Source organism: Streptomyces oryzae, from assembly GCF_017676365.1.
GTDB lineage: Bacteria > Actinomycetota > Actinomycetes > Streptomycetales > Streptomycetaceae > Streptomyces > Streptomyces oryzae.
This window is the reverse complement of sequence record NZ_JADKMA010000001.1, coordinates 100654-115858: the sequence shown is the minus strand read 5'-3', so window position 1 is coordinate 115858 and position 15205 is coordinate 100654. Positions and strand designations below refer to the sequence as shown.

Annotated in this window: 11 protein-coding genes and 1 pseudogene; 2 read left to right on the top strand and 10 right to left on the bottom strand. The window is 71.3% G+C overall.

Annotated features, from left to right (window positions below):
- Positions 1–893: pseudogene (locus ITI46_RS00520) on the bottom strand (SWIM zinc finger family protein); the annotation flags it as partial.
- Positions 894–3285: 2392 nt separating this feature from the next.
- Here ITI46_RS00520 and ITI46_RS00515 point away from each other — a divergent pair.
- Positions 3286–3630 (top strand): hypothetical protein, encoded by a 345-nt coding sequence (locus tag ITI46_RS00515; RefSeq protein ID WP_209237082.1) that lies wholly within the window; start codon positions 3286–3288, stop codon positions 3628–3630.
- 318 nt (positions 3631–3948) lie between these two features.
- Here the strand turns inward: ITI46_RS00515 and ITI46_RS00510 are convergent, their stop codons facing one another.
- The 4 genes from ITI46_RS00510 to ITI46_RS00495 all read right to left on the bottom strand — a co-directional run bounded on the left by ITI46_RS00510 (position 3949) and on the right by ITI46_RS00495 (position 8106).
- Positions 3949–5598, bottom strand: coding sequence for a serine/threonine-protein kinase (locus ITI46_RS00510; RefSeq protein WP_209237081.1), 1650 nt, complete (start codon positions 5596–5598; stop codon positions 3949–3951).
- A 228-nt stretch (positions 5599–5826) separates the two neighbouring features.
- Complete coding sequence (locus ITI46_RS00505) at positions 5827–6243, bottom strand: hypothetical protein (RefSeq protein WP_209237080.1); 417 nt, start codon at positions 6241–6243, stop codon at positions 5827–5829.
- A gap of 190 nt (positions 6244–6433) precedes the next feature.
- Positions 6434–7135 carry a Clp protease N-terminal domain-containing protein gene (locus tag ITI46_RS00500; RefSeq protein WP_209237079.1) on the bottom strand — a complete coding sequence of 234 codons (702 nt, stop codon included), beginning with the start codon at positions 7133–7135 and terminating at the stop codon, positions 6434–6436.
- A 107-nt stretch (positions 7136–7242) separates the two neighbouring features.
- Positions 7243–8106 (bottom strand): alpha/beta fold hydrolase, encoded by an 864-nt coding sequence (locus tag ITI46_RS00495; protein ID WP_209237078.1) that lies wholly within the window; start codon positions 8104–8106, stop codon positions 7243–7245.
- A gap of 162 nt (positions 8107–8268) precedes the next feature.
- On the opposite strand from ITI46_RS00495, the gene ITI46_RS00490 reads away from it, so the two are divergent.
- Positions 8269–9078, top strand: a complete 810-nt coding sequence (locus ITI46_RS00490) for an AraC family transcriptional regulator (protein ID WP_209237096.1) — start codon at positions 8269–8271, stop codon at positions 9076–9078.
- A 67-nt stretch (positions 9079–9145) separates the two neighbouring features.
- Here ITI46_RS00490 and mshA read toward each other — a convergent pair whose 3' ends face one another.
- From mshA to ITI46_RS00465, 5 genes are all read right to left on the bottom strand, one after another.
- Positions 9146–10540, bottom strand: coding sequence for a D-inositol-3-phosphate glycosyltransferase (mshA, locus tag ITI46_RS00485; protein WP_372451818.1), 1395 nt, complete (start codon positions 10538–10540; stop codon positions 9146–9148).
- 115 nt (positions 10541–10655) lie between these two features.
- Positions 10656–12038 (bottom strand): L-serine ammonia-lyase, encoded by a 1383-nt coding sequence (locus ITI46_RS00480; protein ID WP_209237077.1) that lies wholly within the window; start codon positions 12036–12038, stop codon positions 10656–10658.
- A gap of 68 nt (positions 12039–12106) precedes the next feature.
- Positions 12107–13366 (bottom strand): serine hydroxymethyltransferase, encoded by a 1260-nt coding sequence (gene glyA / locus ITI46_RS00475; protein ID WP_209237076.1) that lies wholly within the window; start codon positions 13364–13366, stop codon positions 12107–12109.
- 58 nt (positions 13367–13424) lie between these two features.
- On the bottom strand, positions 13425–14609 hold the full coding sequence (locus ITI46_RS00470; RefSeq protein WP_209237075.1) for an NAD(P)/FAD-dependent oxidoreductase: 1185 nt from the start codon (positions 14607–14609) through the stop codon (positions 13425–13427).
- Complete coding sequence (locus ITI46_RS00465) at positions 14606–14929, bottom strand: bifunctional 3-phenylpropionate/cinnamic acid dioxygenase ferredoxin subunit (RefSeq protein WP_209237074.1); 324 nt, start codon at positions 14927–14929, stop codon at positions 14606–14608. The genes ITI46_RS00470 and ITI46_RS00465 overlap by 4 nt, the downstream gene beginning before the upstream one ends.
- Positions 14930–15205: the final 276 nt, after the last annotated feature.

The window sequence follows — 15205 nt, the reverse complement described above, 5'->3', positions numbered from 1 at the left end:
ACCCCCGTCCCGTCCCGGGCGACAGAGTGAGCGTCAGACGGAGGCCGGCCGGGAGGGAGATCTCCCACGCCGCGGCCTGCGGGGCGCTACGGGCGGTCACGGGCGGCCCGTAGAGGCGGAGTCCGCGGGCGTGGCGCAGTACGCGGCGCAGCGCGGTGAGGCGCTGCGGCCCGGGAAGGCATACGGCCCCCGGCACGGGCCGGGAGGTGGTGCGCAGCCGCCCGTGACCGGCAACGACCCACTCCGCGCCGCGCGAGGCATTACCGGACCCGGCCCGCGGGAGGGTGCGCAGGAAGCGGAGCGCCTCGGTGGCGGGAAGCTCGGCACGGAGGTCGAACCGGGCGGCGATGAGGGGTGTCTCGGCGAAGCCGCGTATCCAGCGGTCGGGCAGCGGGACCTTCTTCTCCACGATCCGGCCGCCGCCCGTTCGGACGGCGAGTTCGTCGGGCCCGACAGTGAGGCCGAGCGGCTCACGGGCAGTCAACCGCCCCAGCGCGTCCCGCAGTGGGAGGTTGACGTCGATGTTCGTAGTCCCGCGGCCGACCTGTCCGGCCTCCAGCCCGGCCGGTGGCACATCCAGCCGGGCGTGCACCCCGCAGCAGCCGGAGAAGGACTCGAACCGCAGCCGGCCGCCCCCGGCCGTGACCACGGGATCGCGGCTTGCCGCCCCGGTCAGCCGGGGATCGTAATACCGGGCGGACGCCACGTCTGCGACGGCAAGAAACGCCGCGGCAAACACCTCCGGTGCGGTCAAGGCCCCGTCGAAGAAGCGGGGGGTTCGCGGCTGCGCCGGCCGGAGAGCGTCCCCCGCTCGTCTGCAGAGCGAGGGCGTGCTCAGCGGCATCGAAGGCGGACGGGGCGCGGTAGGTGTACGTCGTGGTCGCTGCGGACATGGGAGGAAACTAGACCCGGGGTCTGACACCCCGTCGCTCGCGGCCGCCGTCCGATGTCGCCCGGCCATCTGGTCGTTGTCCCATCATCCGGTCGTCGTCCGGTGCCTCCGGTCGCCCCTGTGCGGCGAACGGACCCGGTCACCGCGCTGGTGACCGCCTCGCGTCGAGTGCGGGTCCGGCCCCTGGGGCCGGGCGGGCAGCAGTCGCCATCGCTCCAAGCGTCCGAACGAGCTCGTCCGCGGAAGGGCCCGCCACGGAAAAGCTCGCTGCCGCCCGGGGACCGGGCGGCAGCGGGACGACGGGTTACGGCGCGAGGGCCGGCGCGGGCGCGGGTTCCGGTGCAGGCTCGGGCGCAGGTTCCGGCTCGGGCTCGGGCGCGGGTTCCGGCTCCGGTGCCGGTTCCGACTCGGGCGCGGACTCCGGTTCGGGCTCGGGTGCGGACTCCGGCTCGGGTTCCGGTTCCGGCTCAGGCGCGGGTTCCGGCTCGGGCTCGGCCGCCTGCGGCTCCGGTGCGGGCTCGGGCTCGGGCTCGGGCGCAGACTCGGGTGTTGGCTCCGGCTCGGCCTCAGGCTCGCCTGCCTCGGGCTCGGCTGCCTCGGGCTCGGGTGCAGGTTCCGGCTCCGGCGCGGCCTCGGCGGCCTCAGGCTCGGGGTCAGGCGCAGGTTCCGGCTCCGGCGCGGGCTCCGGTGCCGGTGCCGGCTCGGCGGCCTCGGGCTCAGGTGCTGGCTCGGACTCCGGTGCCGGCTCGGCCGCCTCAGGCGCAGGCGTTGGCTCCGGCTCGGGTTCCGGTGCCGGTGCCGGCTCAGCCGCCTCGGGCTGCGGTACAGCCTCCGGCTCAGGAGCGGGCGCCGGCTCGACTGTCTCGGGCCCCTGTTCCGCCGCAGGCACCGGTGCGGGTTCCGGCACAGGCGCGGGCTCTCCTTCGGACCCAGGCTCCGCTTCCGCCGCGGACTGAGGTGCAGGCGCCGGTACGGGCTCCGGTGCAGGCGCAGGCGCAGGCGCAGGCGCAGGCGGGGTTAGCGCCTCACCCGCGGGCGTCGGCGGAGTTGGGGCTTCATCCTCAGGCGCCAGGGGTGAAGCTGGGGCCTCACTCGCAGGCGCAGCCCCAGGCGGAGCAGGCGGCGTATCCGGAGCGGGTGCCTCTCCCCCGGGCGAGGGCAGGACGGGTGCCTCACCCGCAGGCGCGGGCGAGGCAGGGGCCTCTTCCCCAGGCGGCAGCGGAGCCGACGGGGCCGGGGCCGCGCCCTCAGGCGGCGGGGCAGGGGCCTCCGGGCCTGGGGCCGGGGCCGGGGCGACCGGCGCTTCTGGCGCCGGAGCCGTAGCAGGCGGCCGGGGCGCCTGCTGCTGCGCGCGGGCCTCCTCCGCACGCGCCAAGTCCGAAGGTGACGAACCAGCCGGGGGCGGAGCGGCCGGCGCTCCCGGTGCCGGAGCCGCGCCGGGCGGCTGTGGCGCTTGCCGTTCCGCACGCGCCCGAGCTGCACGCGCCTCCTCCGCGCGCGCCAACTCCGAAGGTGACGAACCAGTCGGCACCGGCGGCGGCTCCGAGAGGTCGGGCAATGGCTGTCCGGCCGGTGGTGGTGCCACTATGGGTGCGTTGAACGGTCCCGGGATGTACGGGGCTCGGCCACCTCCTTGGCCGGGTGGTTTGGCGACACCCGCGGAGACCTCGGCCCGGGTGGGCTGGAAGGCCGGGTTGAGCGGGTCCTGCGACGGGTCCGGGGGGATCCCGCCGTTCATGTCACGTAGGGCCCTCTTGTACTCGGCCGAGGCGTGCTCGTTGAAGTAAGCACTCGCGTTCCACATTGCGCCCAGGGCAGAGGTGACAAGTGGAACCCGCTTGAGAATCCCTTTCGGTTCCTTCTTCGCCGTGTCTTCGCCCTCTGGCTCGGGAAGCTTGCGGGCGTTTTCCGGGTCCTTGTAATTCTCGATGGCACCCGCGAGCTGATCAGGCGTGACGAAGCCGGTGTAGCCACCGTCGATCGTGCGCCCCAGAAAGTCGCCCCAGCTCCAGTCAGTGGGAGCGGGCTCGTCCACGCGCGAGCTGACGCCGCCCGGTTCACTTGACTGAGCGTCACCCTCGGGTTCCGGGGCAGCAGTCGCCGGAGGCTCACCCGGTGAGGACGGGCCGGGCGGCTGGTCGCGGGGGGCCTCGGCGACAGCGTCGGGCTGCTGCGGCTGCTGCTGGTGAGAGTTCGAGGCGGGCGCGGCCTGCGCCAGGCTCGGCTGCGAGACCGCCGACATCAGCCAGGCACTGAACCCCAGCGCTCCGCTCAGCATTGCGGTACGAACCTTCTGCCGGTCCCACAGCGGCTTCGCGTGCCGCTCCGAATGGGGCGACGCGAACGCCGGCCGCGCCACCTTCGCCGCCGCACCGGGCTGGTCGGCACCGAGCGTGCCCGCCACCACGGCGTCCGTCAGCTCCCCCACCGTGGTCACCGGCACCTCGACCACCGCACGGCCGCGCTGGTACGAACGGGGCCTCGTCGCCTCCCCCGGCTGCATCGCCATGTACGAGACCCGTCCGAGGCCCGCGAGTTCCTCGACGTCGACGATCAACACCACGGCCGCGGACAGCTCCACACCGGTATGTTGCCGGTCCCACCAGGCCTGCAGCCGCCACGCGGCGTCCGGCGCGGCGAACTGGTCCTCGTACATCGGCGGTACGAGCACCGGCAGGTCGGCGCCGGATTCGGCCAGCCGCGATCTCATGCCCACGGCGACGGAGTTGGCCAGCTGAAAGTTTCTGACCAGGACCAGAAAGGCATGCGTCGGGCGGTGCTGCTCCGGGTCACCGGAACGTGCCTGCGCTCGCGGGGGACGGCCAGGTGGATCCCCAGCTCTCCGAAGATTCATACGGGCGCCTCCTCAACGGCTGGACGAAGCCGACCAGCCCGTTCACCGCTGGGCATGGCGCGACAAGTCCCGGTCTCCAGTTCCGCGGTGACGGTAGGGGACCCCGCCCGGGACCGGTCCCAACTCGCCGGTAACCGATGAAGCGCGGGAAGCGCGGGAAGCGCGGGCCAACGGACCCTGCGCCGGAGCACCGAGCGCCCAGTTATGTACCCCGGTACCTGAAGGTTCGCGTACCTTCCCAGGTCTTCTCTTCGATGCGGTATCTGTGCGCCTTTTCCTCGGCGAGATTGCTGGGCCCGATGTCGACTACGTCGGCACGGCGCCAGAGGCCGTCGACTTTCTGGTCCACGAAGTAGGTGAACTCGTTGAAATCCTTTGTCGATGATTCAAACGTGTTCCGGACGGTGAGAACCTTCCGGCCCTTCGTGGCCGACCTCGGCAGCTCGACAGTCTGATCCACCCAGACGGTGAGGGCGCCTGCCATAGGTACCCAGCGTCCGGCCTTCTTGCCGTTCACGGAGAGGGTCGCGCTCTGCCCGAAGACACTGGAGTCGAGGCGGCGTGTCAGCCGCACGCCGTCGTTGGACGGATCGACGGTCACGGTGAACTGGCTCCATCCGCCGGGCCCGAATGCACGCCCGTCGTCGGTGACGACGCGGCCGCGTGTTGCCGAGGGTTCGGCGGACTCGGGGAGAACCGTCGGCTTGGCGGACTCCGGAGAAGCTGACGATGACTTGGCGGGATCCGGGAGAGCCGGGGACGGCTCGGCCGATTCTTGGGGAGCTGCCGACGGCTTCGCGGACTCCGGGGGAAGGAGGAACATCGCCCCGGCCGCAATGGCGCCAACGGCGCCCAGGGATGCCACGAGCCCTGTGAGCAGGGCGGCTCGGCGCCGGACACGGCGTTCCGGAGGGGGGTCCACCGTAGGCTGCCCGTGCAGCGGATGGTCTGGTTCCGCGGCCTCCGAGGCCAGAGCTCCAGCTGACGCGGACTCCCTGGAGGCGATCATGTCCATGACGGCGGGAGGCAGCCAGCCGGCAGTCGGCCAGGGTCCGGCCAGCCGGGCGAGAACGTCGGTGAGAGGGGGCCGGTCAGCGGGATCCTTGGCCAGGCACGCGACGATCAGGTCGCCGAGGTCGTGTTCCACAGCGAGACCGCGCAGGTCGGGTGGTTCGCTGGTGATGCGGTGCAGAATGGCGGCGGTTGTCTCACCGTGGAAGGGGCTGTGGCCGGTGGCCGCGAATCCCAGGACCGCGCCAAGGGCGAACACGTCACCGGCGGCTTCCGGCCGATGCCCGTTCACCTGTTCCGGGGACATGTAGGCGTAGGTCCCCAAGACGGCACCGGTCGCGGTCAGCTTGCCGGCGTCCTGCGTGCCGGCGATGCCGAAGTCGATGATTCTGGGACCGTCGGCGGCCAGGACCACGTTGCCGGGCTTGAGATCCCGGTGCACCAGCCCACACGCGTGGATGGCGGCCAGCCCCTCGGCGAGCCCGGCCCCCAGAATGCGTACGGCCTGCCCGTCGAGGGGGCCGTGTGCGGTGACGGCTCCGTGCAGGGAGGGGCCGGGGATGTAGGCGGTGACCATCCACGGCGGGTCGGCTTCGGGGTCGGCGTCGATGACCAATGCGGTATGGAACCCCCCGACCCTGCGGGCGGCCTCGACCTCACGCGCGAACCGGGCGCGGAATCGATCACGTTGAGCGTATTCGTAGCGGATCAGTTTCACCGCGACCGGACGCCCTCCGGGGGAACGGCCGAAGAACACCCGCCCCATGCCACCTTCACCAAGCCGCCCCACCAGCCGGTATTTACCGACGCGCCGGGGGTCGCCGGGCTGCAGAGGATCCACCCAAGCCCTCCACCATCGATCCGAGGGCCCAACATCAAGACACCATCAGCCCCTCGAGAAGGCTAGAGCCACGCGCTCACAAGATGACCCATTCGTGCACCACCTCCATCGATCCCGTGCACCAGCTTCATCGATCCATAACAACCTGTAGCGCGTGGACGGAGGGCATAGCGTGCTGTATTCGGAAAAACATGCTTCAGACCGGGCTGCCCAAGCCCCGGTCGCCGCCTACGCGCGGGTCTGTGCGCTGTAGCGGTGGTATTTGGTCTCGCTCCCCTTGAATGCGTATGCGTGCACCCTGACCAGGGTCCCTTCGGGGATGTTCTTCCAGCAGTTCGTCCCCGCTCCGTCGGCCGCGGTGCAGCCGAAGACGTAGACCCACTCGCCCCGGTAGAACTTCTCGACGTTCGCGTGGATCCGCCAGCCGCCGCGGTTGGTGCCGTCGTTGACCTTCAGCAGGTCCCCGTTGGGGTGGAAGGCGCCCTCTCCCCACCACAGGGTGCTGGTCTCGATGGTCGCCACGACGACCGGCCCTGACTTCACCCTTGTCCGCGCGGCCGCGTCCGCATGGGCGGCCGGTGCGGGGAGGGCGAGGGCGATCGCGGGGACGGCCAGCGCGGCGGGTATCAGTCTTCTCAGCTTCACAACTTCCCTTTTCCGAGCAGGACTTCGAGGTGGGAGGAACCTATGCCGCAGGTGCGCCGCTGTCCAGGGCCCAAGGACTCTGGACAGCTCGGCGGATGTGTCGTCGCGGATCTCCCACGGGCGGAGGGTGAGGCTGCCGGGGACCTTGGCCCCGGCAGCATCGCCCTCCCGCTCGCTGATCGTTGCGTAGCTACTTGTCTCCCTTGGCAGGCCGTTCGGCGATCCCGGCCTTGACCGTCTCGTGCAGTCCCTCCGAGGTGAAGCCGAGGGTGCGCAGGATCTGCGCGGCCGGGCTCGCCTCGGCGCGGATCAGGCCCAGCAGCGAGTGTTCCGTGCCGACCCAGTCGTGGCCGAGGTCGGCCGACGCGCGGGACGCCTCCTGGATGGCCTGCTGGCTCTCCGGCCGGAATGCGATATGTCCCCGCAGCGCCTTCTGCCCGGCCGGCGGCATCGCTTCCTCGATCGCGTCGCGGATGCGTTGCTCCGGCCCGGCTTTCGATGTCAGCACCTCGTATGCCAGGCCCTGTGGTTCGCCGAGCAGGCCGAGCAGGAGGTGTTCGGTGCCGATGGAGTCGTGCTTGTGGGTTCGGGCGGCCTCCTGTGCCAGCACGATGCTGTGCCGGTTCAGCTCGGTGAACCGCTCGAACGGGGCGGGCGTGTGGCGTTGCTGGGCGGCCTGCTTGGACACCCCGATGGCGTCGCCGATCTCGCTCCAGGACGCGCCGGCCTGCTTGGCCTTGCCGACGTAGTGGTCGACGAGTTGGTCACCGAGGTCGGCCAGTGTCCGATTACGCAGCTGCGCCTCGCTGACCCGCGCCAGGTGGTCGGCGTCGGGGAACTCCGCGTCGAGGCGGGCGATCAGGTCAGCGAGGTTGATGTCGAGTGGACTCATGCGTCAACCGTAGCTTGACGCCTCCACGGGCGTCAATTAGAAATTGACGACTGCCTGCCGCGGGCGGTTCTCTTCGCAGACGGACGTGCCGTCAGGTCGAGAGATCCTCACGTGGCCTTGGGCGCACGAGTGGCCTGCTTCTCGGTGAAGGGCAGCAGGAGTGCGGCGGTCCGCAGCGGTTCCTCCAGGATGGGTGTGTGTCCAACGCCGGGCAGGAACTCGACCTTCGCGCCCGGAACCACGCGGTAGTCCGCAGCGGACGACGGCCGCCATCTGCGGTCCTGGTCGCCGAAGATCACCTGCAGGGGCTTGCCGAGGGCCTTCAGCCGGTCCGGAAGTGCCTGCTGGGTCAGATAGGCGACGGATGCCTGCATCGCAGCGGTGACCGCGTGGAAGCTCATACCGCGCAGTTCGTCGACGAGTTCTTGTGGGACCTGGTAGCCCGCGCGGAATCCGGTGCTCGCGAACTGGCGGATCTGCTCGTCGGTCGGCGGCCACTGCGCGGGGTCGAGCGCGGTGGTCTCCCTCGCGAGGAAAGCGTCCATGCCGGGGCCGGTGTTGATGAGTGCGAGCGCGGTCACCAGGCCGGGCCGCTGCTCGGCGAGAGCAGTGGCGGCATAGCCGCCGCTGGAATGGCCGACGACCACGACGTGCTCGGCGTGCAGCCGGTCCAGTGCCGTACCGAGGGTGCGCGCCTGCTCGGAGGTGTCGTAGCCGCGGCCGACCGGTTCGGCCGAACGGCCGTGGCCCGGCAGGTCGATCCGGATGACGTGATGGGAGGCGGTCAGCAATGGAACCAGCGCGTCCCATGAACGGCTCGAGGTGGCGGATCCGTGAACGAGGAGAAGAGCGGGGGCGTCGCGAGGGCCGTCCTGGCAGACGTGGAGGTCGCCGTTCTCCAGGTGGAGGATCGCGTCCTCGGTGGCGCCGGCGTCGCCGTTCGCATGGGGGTTCCTGTCGGGAGGAGTCATGGGACCACCGTGGCTTGCAGTGGACCCCGCTGGCTTGGACAAATGTTCCCGCCCCGGTCCGCATAGCATTGGACGATGGGGTCCACCACGAGTGAACGTGACGATCCTGCTGAGTGGGACGTCGCACGTCCGCAACGGCCCAGCCGGGTGGCTGGTGTCGACATGGCCGGTTTCCGCGTACCGGGCTCACTCGTCGGCGGCCTGCGGATGGTTCCGCACCCGGCCGTGATGCTGATCCTGGAGTTCGGGACGAGCACGCCCACCGTGGACGACGGCGCCGGGCGGCAGCATCGGGGAAGTGTCGTCGCCGGGCCGGGGTTCGGCTCCGGAGGCGGGGTACGGGCGTGGGGTGAGGACGTCGAGTGCGTGCAGGTGCGGCTGTCTCCAGCGGTCGCGGGCAGAGTTCTGGGTGCCGGTCCGGCGGATCTGGCCGGTGCCATGGTGTCGCTCGACGACCTGTGGGGCCGGGAGGTGTCACTGATTCGGGAGCGACTGAGCGAGACGTCCTCGTGGCAGGAGCGCTTCGCGCTGACGGACGCGCTGCTCGCCCGCCGGTGTGAGGCGCGGTCGCCGGTGGACCCGGCGGTGGCCTGGGCCTGGCGGCGGATCGTCGGCAGCGGGGGTCTCCTCCGGGTCGACCACCTGGCGGCCGAGCTCGGCTGGAGCCGCAGGCGTCTGTGGTCCCGGTTCCACTCGCACCTCGGCATCCCGCCCAAACGCGCCGCGAAACTGGTCCGCTTCGACCATGCGGTGCACCGCATGGTCGCGGGTGACGGCGCAGCCCGAGTCGCGGCGGACGGCGGCTACTGCGACCAGTCCCATCTGCACCGCGACATCATGGAGTTCACCGGCGCAACGCCGTCGGCCGTGGTGGACGAGCCGTTTCTGACGGTGGACGACCGCGCGTGGCCGGTCTCGGCAACACCCGACCGGGGCCTCGCTTCCAGGGAGCCGACGCTCGAGCGTCGGTAGCGATGCCGCTTCACGGGAAGCTTGGGGGAGTCCGACCTGCCGCTGAGATTGGGGGAAAGCCACGTGGTCAGATGCGAGCCGCCACGTACGAAGCGTGCACGCCCCACCGGTCACGCAGCGCCGCCGCGTAGGCCGCGGCCGTCGAGGCGGCGGCCCTGTCCCAGCTGAACGTGCGGGCGTGCCGGGCCGCGGCAGCGCCCATGCGGGCGGAGCGCGCAGGGTCGTCGGCGAAACTGCGCAGCGCCCGCGCGTAGTTCGCCGGATCGTGTCCCGGCACGAGCACGCCGCTCACTCCGTCACAGACGGCCACCGGCAGGCCACCGACCTCGGCCGCGATCACCGGTGTGCCGCAGGCTTGGGCCTCGATGGCGACCATCCCGAACGACTCGCTGTACGAGGGCATCACCAGAACGCTGGCCGCGCGGTACCAGTCGGCCAACTGCTCCTGGCCGGCCGGCGGATGGAAGAGGGTCACATCCGAGATTCCGAGCTGAGCGGCCAGATTCTGCAGGCCCTTCGGCTCGGCAAGGCCGCTGCCGCTCGGGCCGCCGACGACCGGCACGACGATCCGCTCGCGCAGCGTAGGCCGCTCCTCCAGCAGCCGGGCGACAGCGTGCAGGACGAGGTCCGGCGCCTTCAGCGGCTGTATCCGGCCGGCGAAGAGCGGAATGAGCGCGTTCTGGGGCAGCCCGAGGCGAGCGCGGGCCTCGGCTCGTCCGGCCACGATCCCGGAAGGGCCGGGCCGGAAACGGTCCAGGTCAACGCCCGGGTGGACGACGGCGACCCGCGCGGGGTCGGCGCCGTAGTGGCGGACCAGCTCGTCCGCCTCCTTGCCGGTGTTCGCGATGAGCAGGTCGGCGGCCTGTGAGACCTGCGTCTCCCCGATCACGCGGGCCGCCGGCTCGGGCGTGTCACCCCCGGCGAGGGCGGCGTTCTTGACCTTGGCCATGGTGTGCATGGCGTGCACCAGCGGGACGCCCCACCGCGCGGCGGCCAGTCGGCCGACGCGGCCGGACAGCCAGTAGTGCGAGTGCACCAGGTCGTAGTGGCCGGGACCGTGGTCCGCCCAGGCCCGCATCAGCCCGTGCGTGAAGGCGCACAGCTGACCGGGCATGTCCTCCTTCGCCAGCCCTTCGTACGGACCCGCCTCCACGTGCCGCACGAGGACGCCGGGCGCCGGCTCGACAAGAGGCGGCAGCGCAGCGGAGGTTGCGCGGGTGAAGATCTCCACTTCGATGTCGATCGCGGCGAGGCGCTTGGCCAGCTCCAGGATGTAGACGTTCATTCCGCCGGCGTCTCCGGTGCCGGGCTGATGCAGCGGCGAGGTGTGAACGGTGAGCATCGCGATGCGCCGCGGGCGGCAGGAGGCGCCGGGGAACCGGAGCCGGGGCAGCCCGGTGAGTGTGCAGCCTGGCCGCGTGCGGTCGCGGATTCCGTCAGGCCGGTTCACGTACTGGCTCACCGTGAGAGACCTCCCTTCGACCACCGCGCTCCACCGGCAACGCCGGGCGCTGCTCACCGGCACACACACGCCGGGCGTGCGAGCCCCGCTCGATGTGCCCGCTCCGCCCCGGTTTTCAGCACTCGATGATGTTGACCGCGAGGCCGCCCCGCGCCGTCTCCTTGTACTTGACGCTCATATCGGCGCCGGTGTCCCGCATGGTCTTGATGACTTTGTCGAGGGAGACGTGGTGACGGCCGTCGCCGCGCAGCGCCATCCTCGCGGCGGTGATGGCCTTGACCGCGGCCATGCCGTTGCGCTCGATGCACGGGACCTGAACCAGCCCGCCGACGGGGTCGCAGGTCAGGCCGAGGTTGTGCTCCATGCCGATCTCGGCGGCGTTCTCCACCTGTTCGGGGCTGCCGCCGAGGACTTCGGCGAGGCCGCCGGCGGCCATGGAGCACGCCGAGCCCACTTCACCCTGGCAGCCGACCTCGGCGCCCGAGATCGAGGCGTTCTCCTTGAAGAGCAGGCCGATCGCCCCCGCGGCCAGCAGGAAGCGGACGATGCCCTCTTCGTCGGCGCTCGGCACGAAGTTCCTGTAGTAGTGCAGCACTGCGGGGATGATGCCGGCCGCACCGTTGGTCGGTGCGGTCACCACCCTGCCGCCTGCCGCGTTCTCCTCATTGACGGCCATCGCGTAGAGGGTGACCCACTCCATGGCGCGGCCTGCCAGGTCGCCCTTGGCGCGCAGCTGCCGCGCCGAGGCGGCGGCCCTGCGGCGTACTTTCAGCCCGCCGGGCAGTATGCCCTCGTGGGACAGGCCGTCCGCGACGCACTGCTCCATGACCCGCCAGATCTCCAGCAGGCCGGTGCGGATGCCGTCCTCGGTACGCCACGCCGTTTCGTTCTCCAGCATGAGGGCTGAGATGGACAGGCCGGTCTCGCGGGCGAGACGGAGCAGTGCGTCGCCGGTGCGGAAGGGGTGTTTCAGGACGGTGTCGTCGAGGGTGACGCGGTCGGCGCCGACCGCGCTCTCGTCGACCACGAAGCCGCCGCCCACCGAGTAGTAGGTCTTCTCCAGCAGCGGCGCGCCGTGGGTGTCGTACGCGCAGAGGGTCATGCCGTTGGCGTGGTACGGCAGCGTGCGGCGCCGGTGCATGATCAGCTGGGTGTCGGCGTCGAAGTCGATCTCGCAGGACGGGCCGATCTCCGTACCGAGGAGGCGCAGCCGGCCGGTGGTGCGGATGCGCTCGACGTCCAGCTCGGCCCCGGCGACGTCGACGGTGTGTGCCTCGTTGCCCTCCAGGCCGAGCAGCACGGCCTTGGGGGTGCCGTGGCCGTGTCCGGTCGCACCGAGGGAGCCGAACAGCTCGGCGCGGACGGACGCCGTCTGGGCGAGCAGCCCGTCCTCCTTCAGCCGAACAGCGAACATGCGGGCGGCCCGCATCGGGCCGACCGTGTGCGAGCTGGACGGGCCGATGCCGATGGAGAACAGGTCGAAGACGCTGATTGCCACGCCACGCTCCGTGGGGTCGAAGGGGCGTGCCCGGCTGTCCCGGGCACGCCCCGTAGGAGTGTTGTCGGTTACCGGCCCGGGTAGAGCGGGTGCTTGTCGGCGAGGGCGGTGACCCGGGCCTGCAGCGCGTCGGCGTCGCAGCCGGGCTTGAGGGTTTCGGCGATGATGTCGGCGACCTCGCCGAAGTCCTCTGCCGTGAAGCCCCGGGTGGCCAGCGCCGGGGTGCCGATCCGCAGGCCCGAGGTGACCATCGGCGGGCGCGGGTCGTTCGGGATGGCGTTGCGGTTGACGGTGATGCCGACGTCGTGGAGCCGGTCCTCGGCCTGCTGCCCGTCGAGTTCGGAGTCGCGGAGGTCGACGAGGACGAGATGGACGTCGGTGCCGCCGGAGAGGACGGCGACGCCGTGCTGCTGGACGTCGGGCCGGCCGAGGCGCTCGGCGAGGATCTCGGCGCCCTCCAGGGTGCGCTGCTGGCGCTCTTTGAATTCGTCGCCGGCGGCGATCTTGAAGGCGACCGCCTTGGCGGCGATCACATGCTCCAGCGGGCCGCCCTGCTGGCCGGGGAAGACCGCGGAGTTGATCTTCTTGGCGATCTCCTGGGTGCAGAGGATGACGCCGCCGCGCGGGCCGCCCAGCGTCTTGTGGGTGGTGGTGGTCACGACGTGCGCGTACGGGACCGGCGAGGGGTGCAGGCCGGCCGCGACCAGGCCTGCGAAGTGCGCCATGTCGACCATGAGGTACGCGCCGACCTCGTCGGCGATCCGGCGGAAGGCGGCGAAGTCCAGCTGGCGCGGGTAGGCGGACCAGCCCGCCATGATCAGCTTGGGCCGCTGCTCCTTGGCCAGCCGCTCGACCTCGGCCATGTCGACCTGGCCGGTGCCGGGGTCGACGTGGTAAGCGGCGACGTTGTAGAGCTTGCCGGAGAAGTTGATCTTCATACCGTGGGTCAGGTGCCCGCCGTGTGCGAGATCGAGCCCCAGGATGGTGTCGCCCGGCTTGAGGAGGGCGAACATCGCGGCGGCGTTGGCCTGGGCGCCGGAGTGGGGCTGCACGTTGGCGGCCTCGGCGCCGAAGAGGGCCCTGACGCGGTCGATGGCGAGCTGTTCGACCACATCGACGTGTGCGCAGCCGCCGTAGTAGCGGCGGCCCGGGTAGCCCTCGGCGTACTTGTTGGTGAGGACCGAGCCCTGCGCCTCCATCACCGCGACCGGAGCGAAGTTCTCCGAGGCGATCATCTCCAACGTGCGCTGCTGGCGGCGGAGTTCGTCATCGACGGCGGCGGCGATGTCGGGGTCGAGCTCGTGGAGGGGGCTGCTGAGAAGCGACATGAGCGGTGCCTTCCTGGCGGAGGTCCTGGGGCCCTGCGGGGCGCGGGCCTTGGCCGGCTCAGGCCGTGACCGGCTGAGTGGCGCGCATGAGCTCGCGGCGCTGCCGCATGAAGGGGCGGGGGCGGTTGACGGCGAAGACGGCGGTGGTCTGCCCCTCGCGCTCGTAGCAGGCGAGGAAGCTGCGGTCGTCGACGGAGCCTTCGACGATCCGCGGGGTGTCGGTGGGCAGCCGCCGGCCGGCGAACTGGATACGGACCCCGTACTGGTCGGACCAGAAGTACGGCAGGCTTTGATGGGCGGCGACCGTGCTGCCGGCGAGCAGGTTCCGGGCGGCGACGGTGGCCTGTTCGGTGGCGCTGGTCCAGTGCTCGGCGCGGCGGCCGTCCAGCCTGGCGACGTCCCCGACGGCCACGACGTTCGGCAGCGCGGTGACACAGCCCGCGTCGCACACCACGCCGTCCTCCAGCGGCAGCCCTGAGCCCTCCAGCCAGCTGGTGTTGGGCCGCACGCCGATGCCGACCACGACCACATCGGCGGGCAGCAGCCGCCCGTCGCCCAGCTGCACTCCGGTGACGCGCCCCTCCGTGGCGCCGCCCTGCAGCCCGGCCACGCCCGTGCCGGTGACCAGGGTGACGCCGTGGTCCGCGTGCAGACCGGCGCAGACCTGGGCCATCTCCTCGCCGAGCTGCGGTACGAGCGGGAGCGGGGCGGCCTCGACCACGGTGACGTCATGGCCGAGAACGGCACAGGAGGAGGCGACTTCGGCGCCGATGAAACCGCCGCCGATGACCACGACCCGGGCCGGGCCGCGGGCCAGATCGTCGCGCAGCGCCTGGGCGTCGTCGAGGGTGCGCAGGGTGTGCACTCCGGTCTCCGCCGGGTCGGCGGGTACCTGCCCGGGGAGGTGGCGCGGGGCGGCGCCGGTGGCGATGACCACGGCGTCGGTGTCCAGCGACCGGTCGCCGTCGAGAAGTACCGTGCCGCTGCCGGTGTCCAGGCCGGTGGCCCTGGTTCCCAGATACCACTCGGCGTAGAGCTCGGCGGTGTCGTCGGCGTCGGTCAGGGCGAGTTGTCCCTGGTCGCAGGCGCCGGTGAGGAAGTCTTTGGAGAGCGGGGGCCGGTCGTAGGGCTGGTGGTGTTCATCGCCGACGATCACCAGTCGCCCGTCGAAGCCCTGGGTGCGCAGTGCGCGCGCGGCGTACAGGCCGGCCAGCGAGGCCCCGATGACGGTGATGCTCCTCATGCCGGCTCCGCGACGCCGATGCGGAGCAGGACCTGACCGTTCTCGACGGAGACCTGGTGGGTGCGTACCGCGTACTTCGCCGGCGGGCAGGTCGGGCGACCGGTCCGCAGATCGAAGAAGGCCGTGTGCAGGGGGCATTCGACGAAGCAGCCCTCCAGCCAGCCGTCGGCCAGCGAGGCGTCCTGGTGGGTGCAGGTGTCGTCGATGGCGTAGACCTCACCGTCCTCGGTGTGGAACACCGCGACGGGGGCGGGGACGCCGTCGGTCACACGGATGGACTCGCCGGGCGGCAGATCTTCGATCCGGCACACCGTGATCATGGGGAACCTCCAGGTTACGGGGGCCCGACAGGGATGGGCTGCCCTCGGCGGACGGCCACGCGCCCAACCTCGGGACGGAGGAAGGAGAAGAGCGTTGTCTCGAATAACACAACGCGATTCGCTATACGCAACATGCTTTCGGGCGCGCAGGGGGCTTGTCAAGAGGTATCGGGAGCAGCTCTCGACAGCACTTTTCCGCCACGCTGAAAACGGGTCGATGTGCAGGCGGTGCGCAGGCGGTGCGCAGGCTTCGACCGGCCGTCGTCCGCAGGGGGC

Coding starts and splice junctions, on each gene's coding strand:
- ITI46_RS00500 (WP_209237079.1), bottom strand. CDS start 7,135: ATGAGTCCACTCGACATCAACCTCGCTGACCTGATCGCCCGCCTCGAC.
- ITI46_RS00495 (WP_209237078.1), bottom strand. CDS start 8,106: ATGACTCCTCCCGACAGGAACCCCCATGCGAACGGCGACGCCGGCGCC.
- ITI46_RS00490 (WP_209237096.1), top strand. CDS start 8,269: ATGGCCGGTTTCCGCGTACCGGGCTCACTCGTCGGCGGCCTGCGGATG.
- glyA (WP_209237076.1), bottom strand. CDS start 13,366: ATGTCGCTTCTCAGCAGCCCCCTCCACGAGCTCGACCCCGACATCGCC.
- ITI46_RS00470 (WP_209237075.1), bottom strand. CDS start 14,609: ATGAGGAGCATCACCGTCATCGGGGCCTCGCTGGCCGGCCTGTACGCC.
- ITI46_RS00465 (WP_209237074.1), bottom strand. CDS start 14,929: ATGATCACGGTGTGCCGGATCGAAGATCTGCCGCCCGGCGAGTCCATC.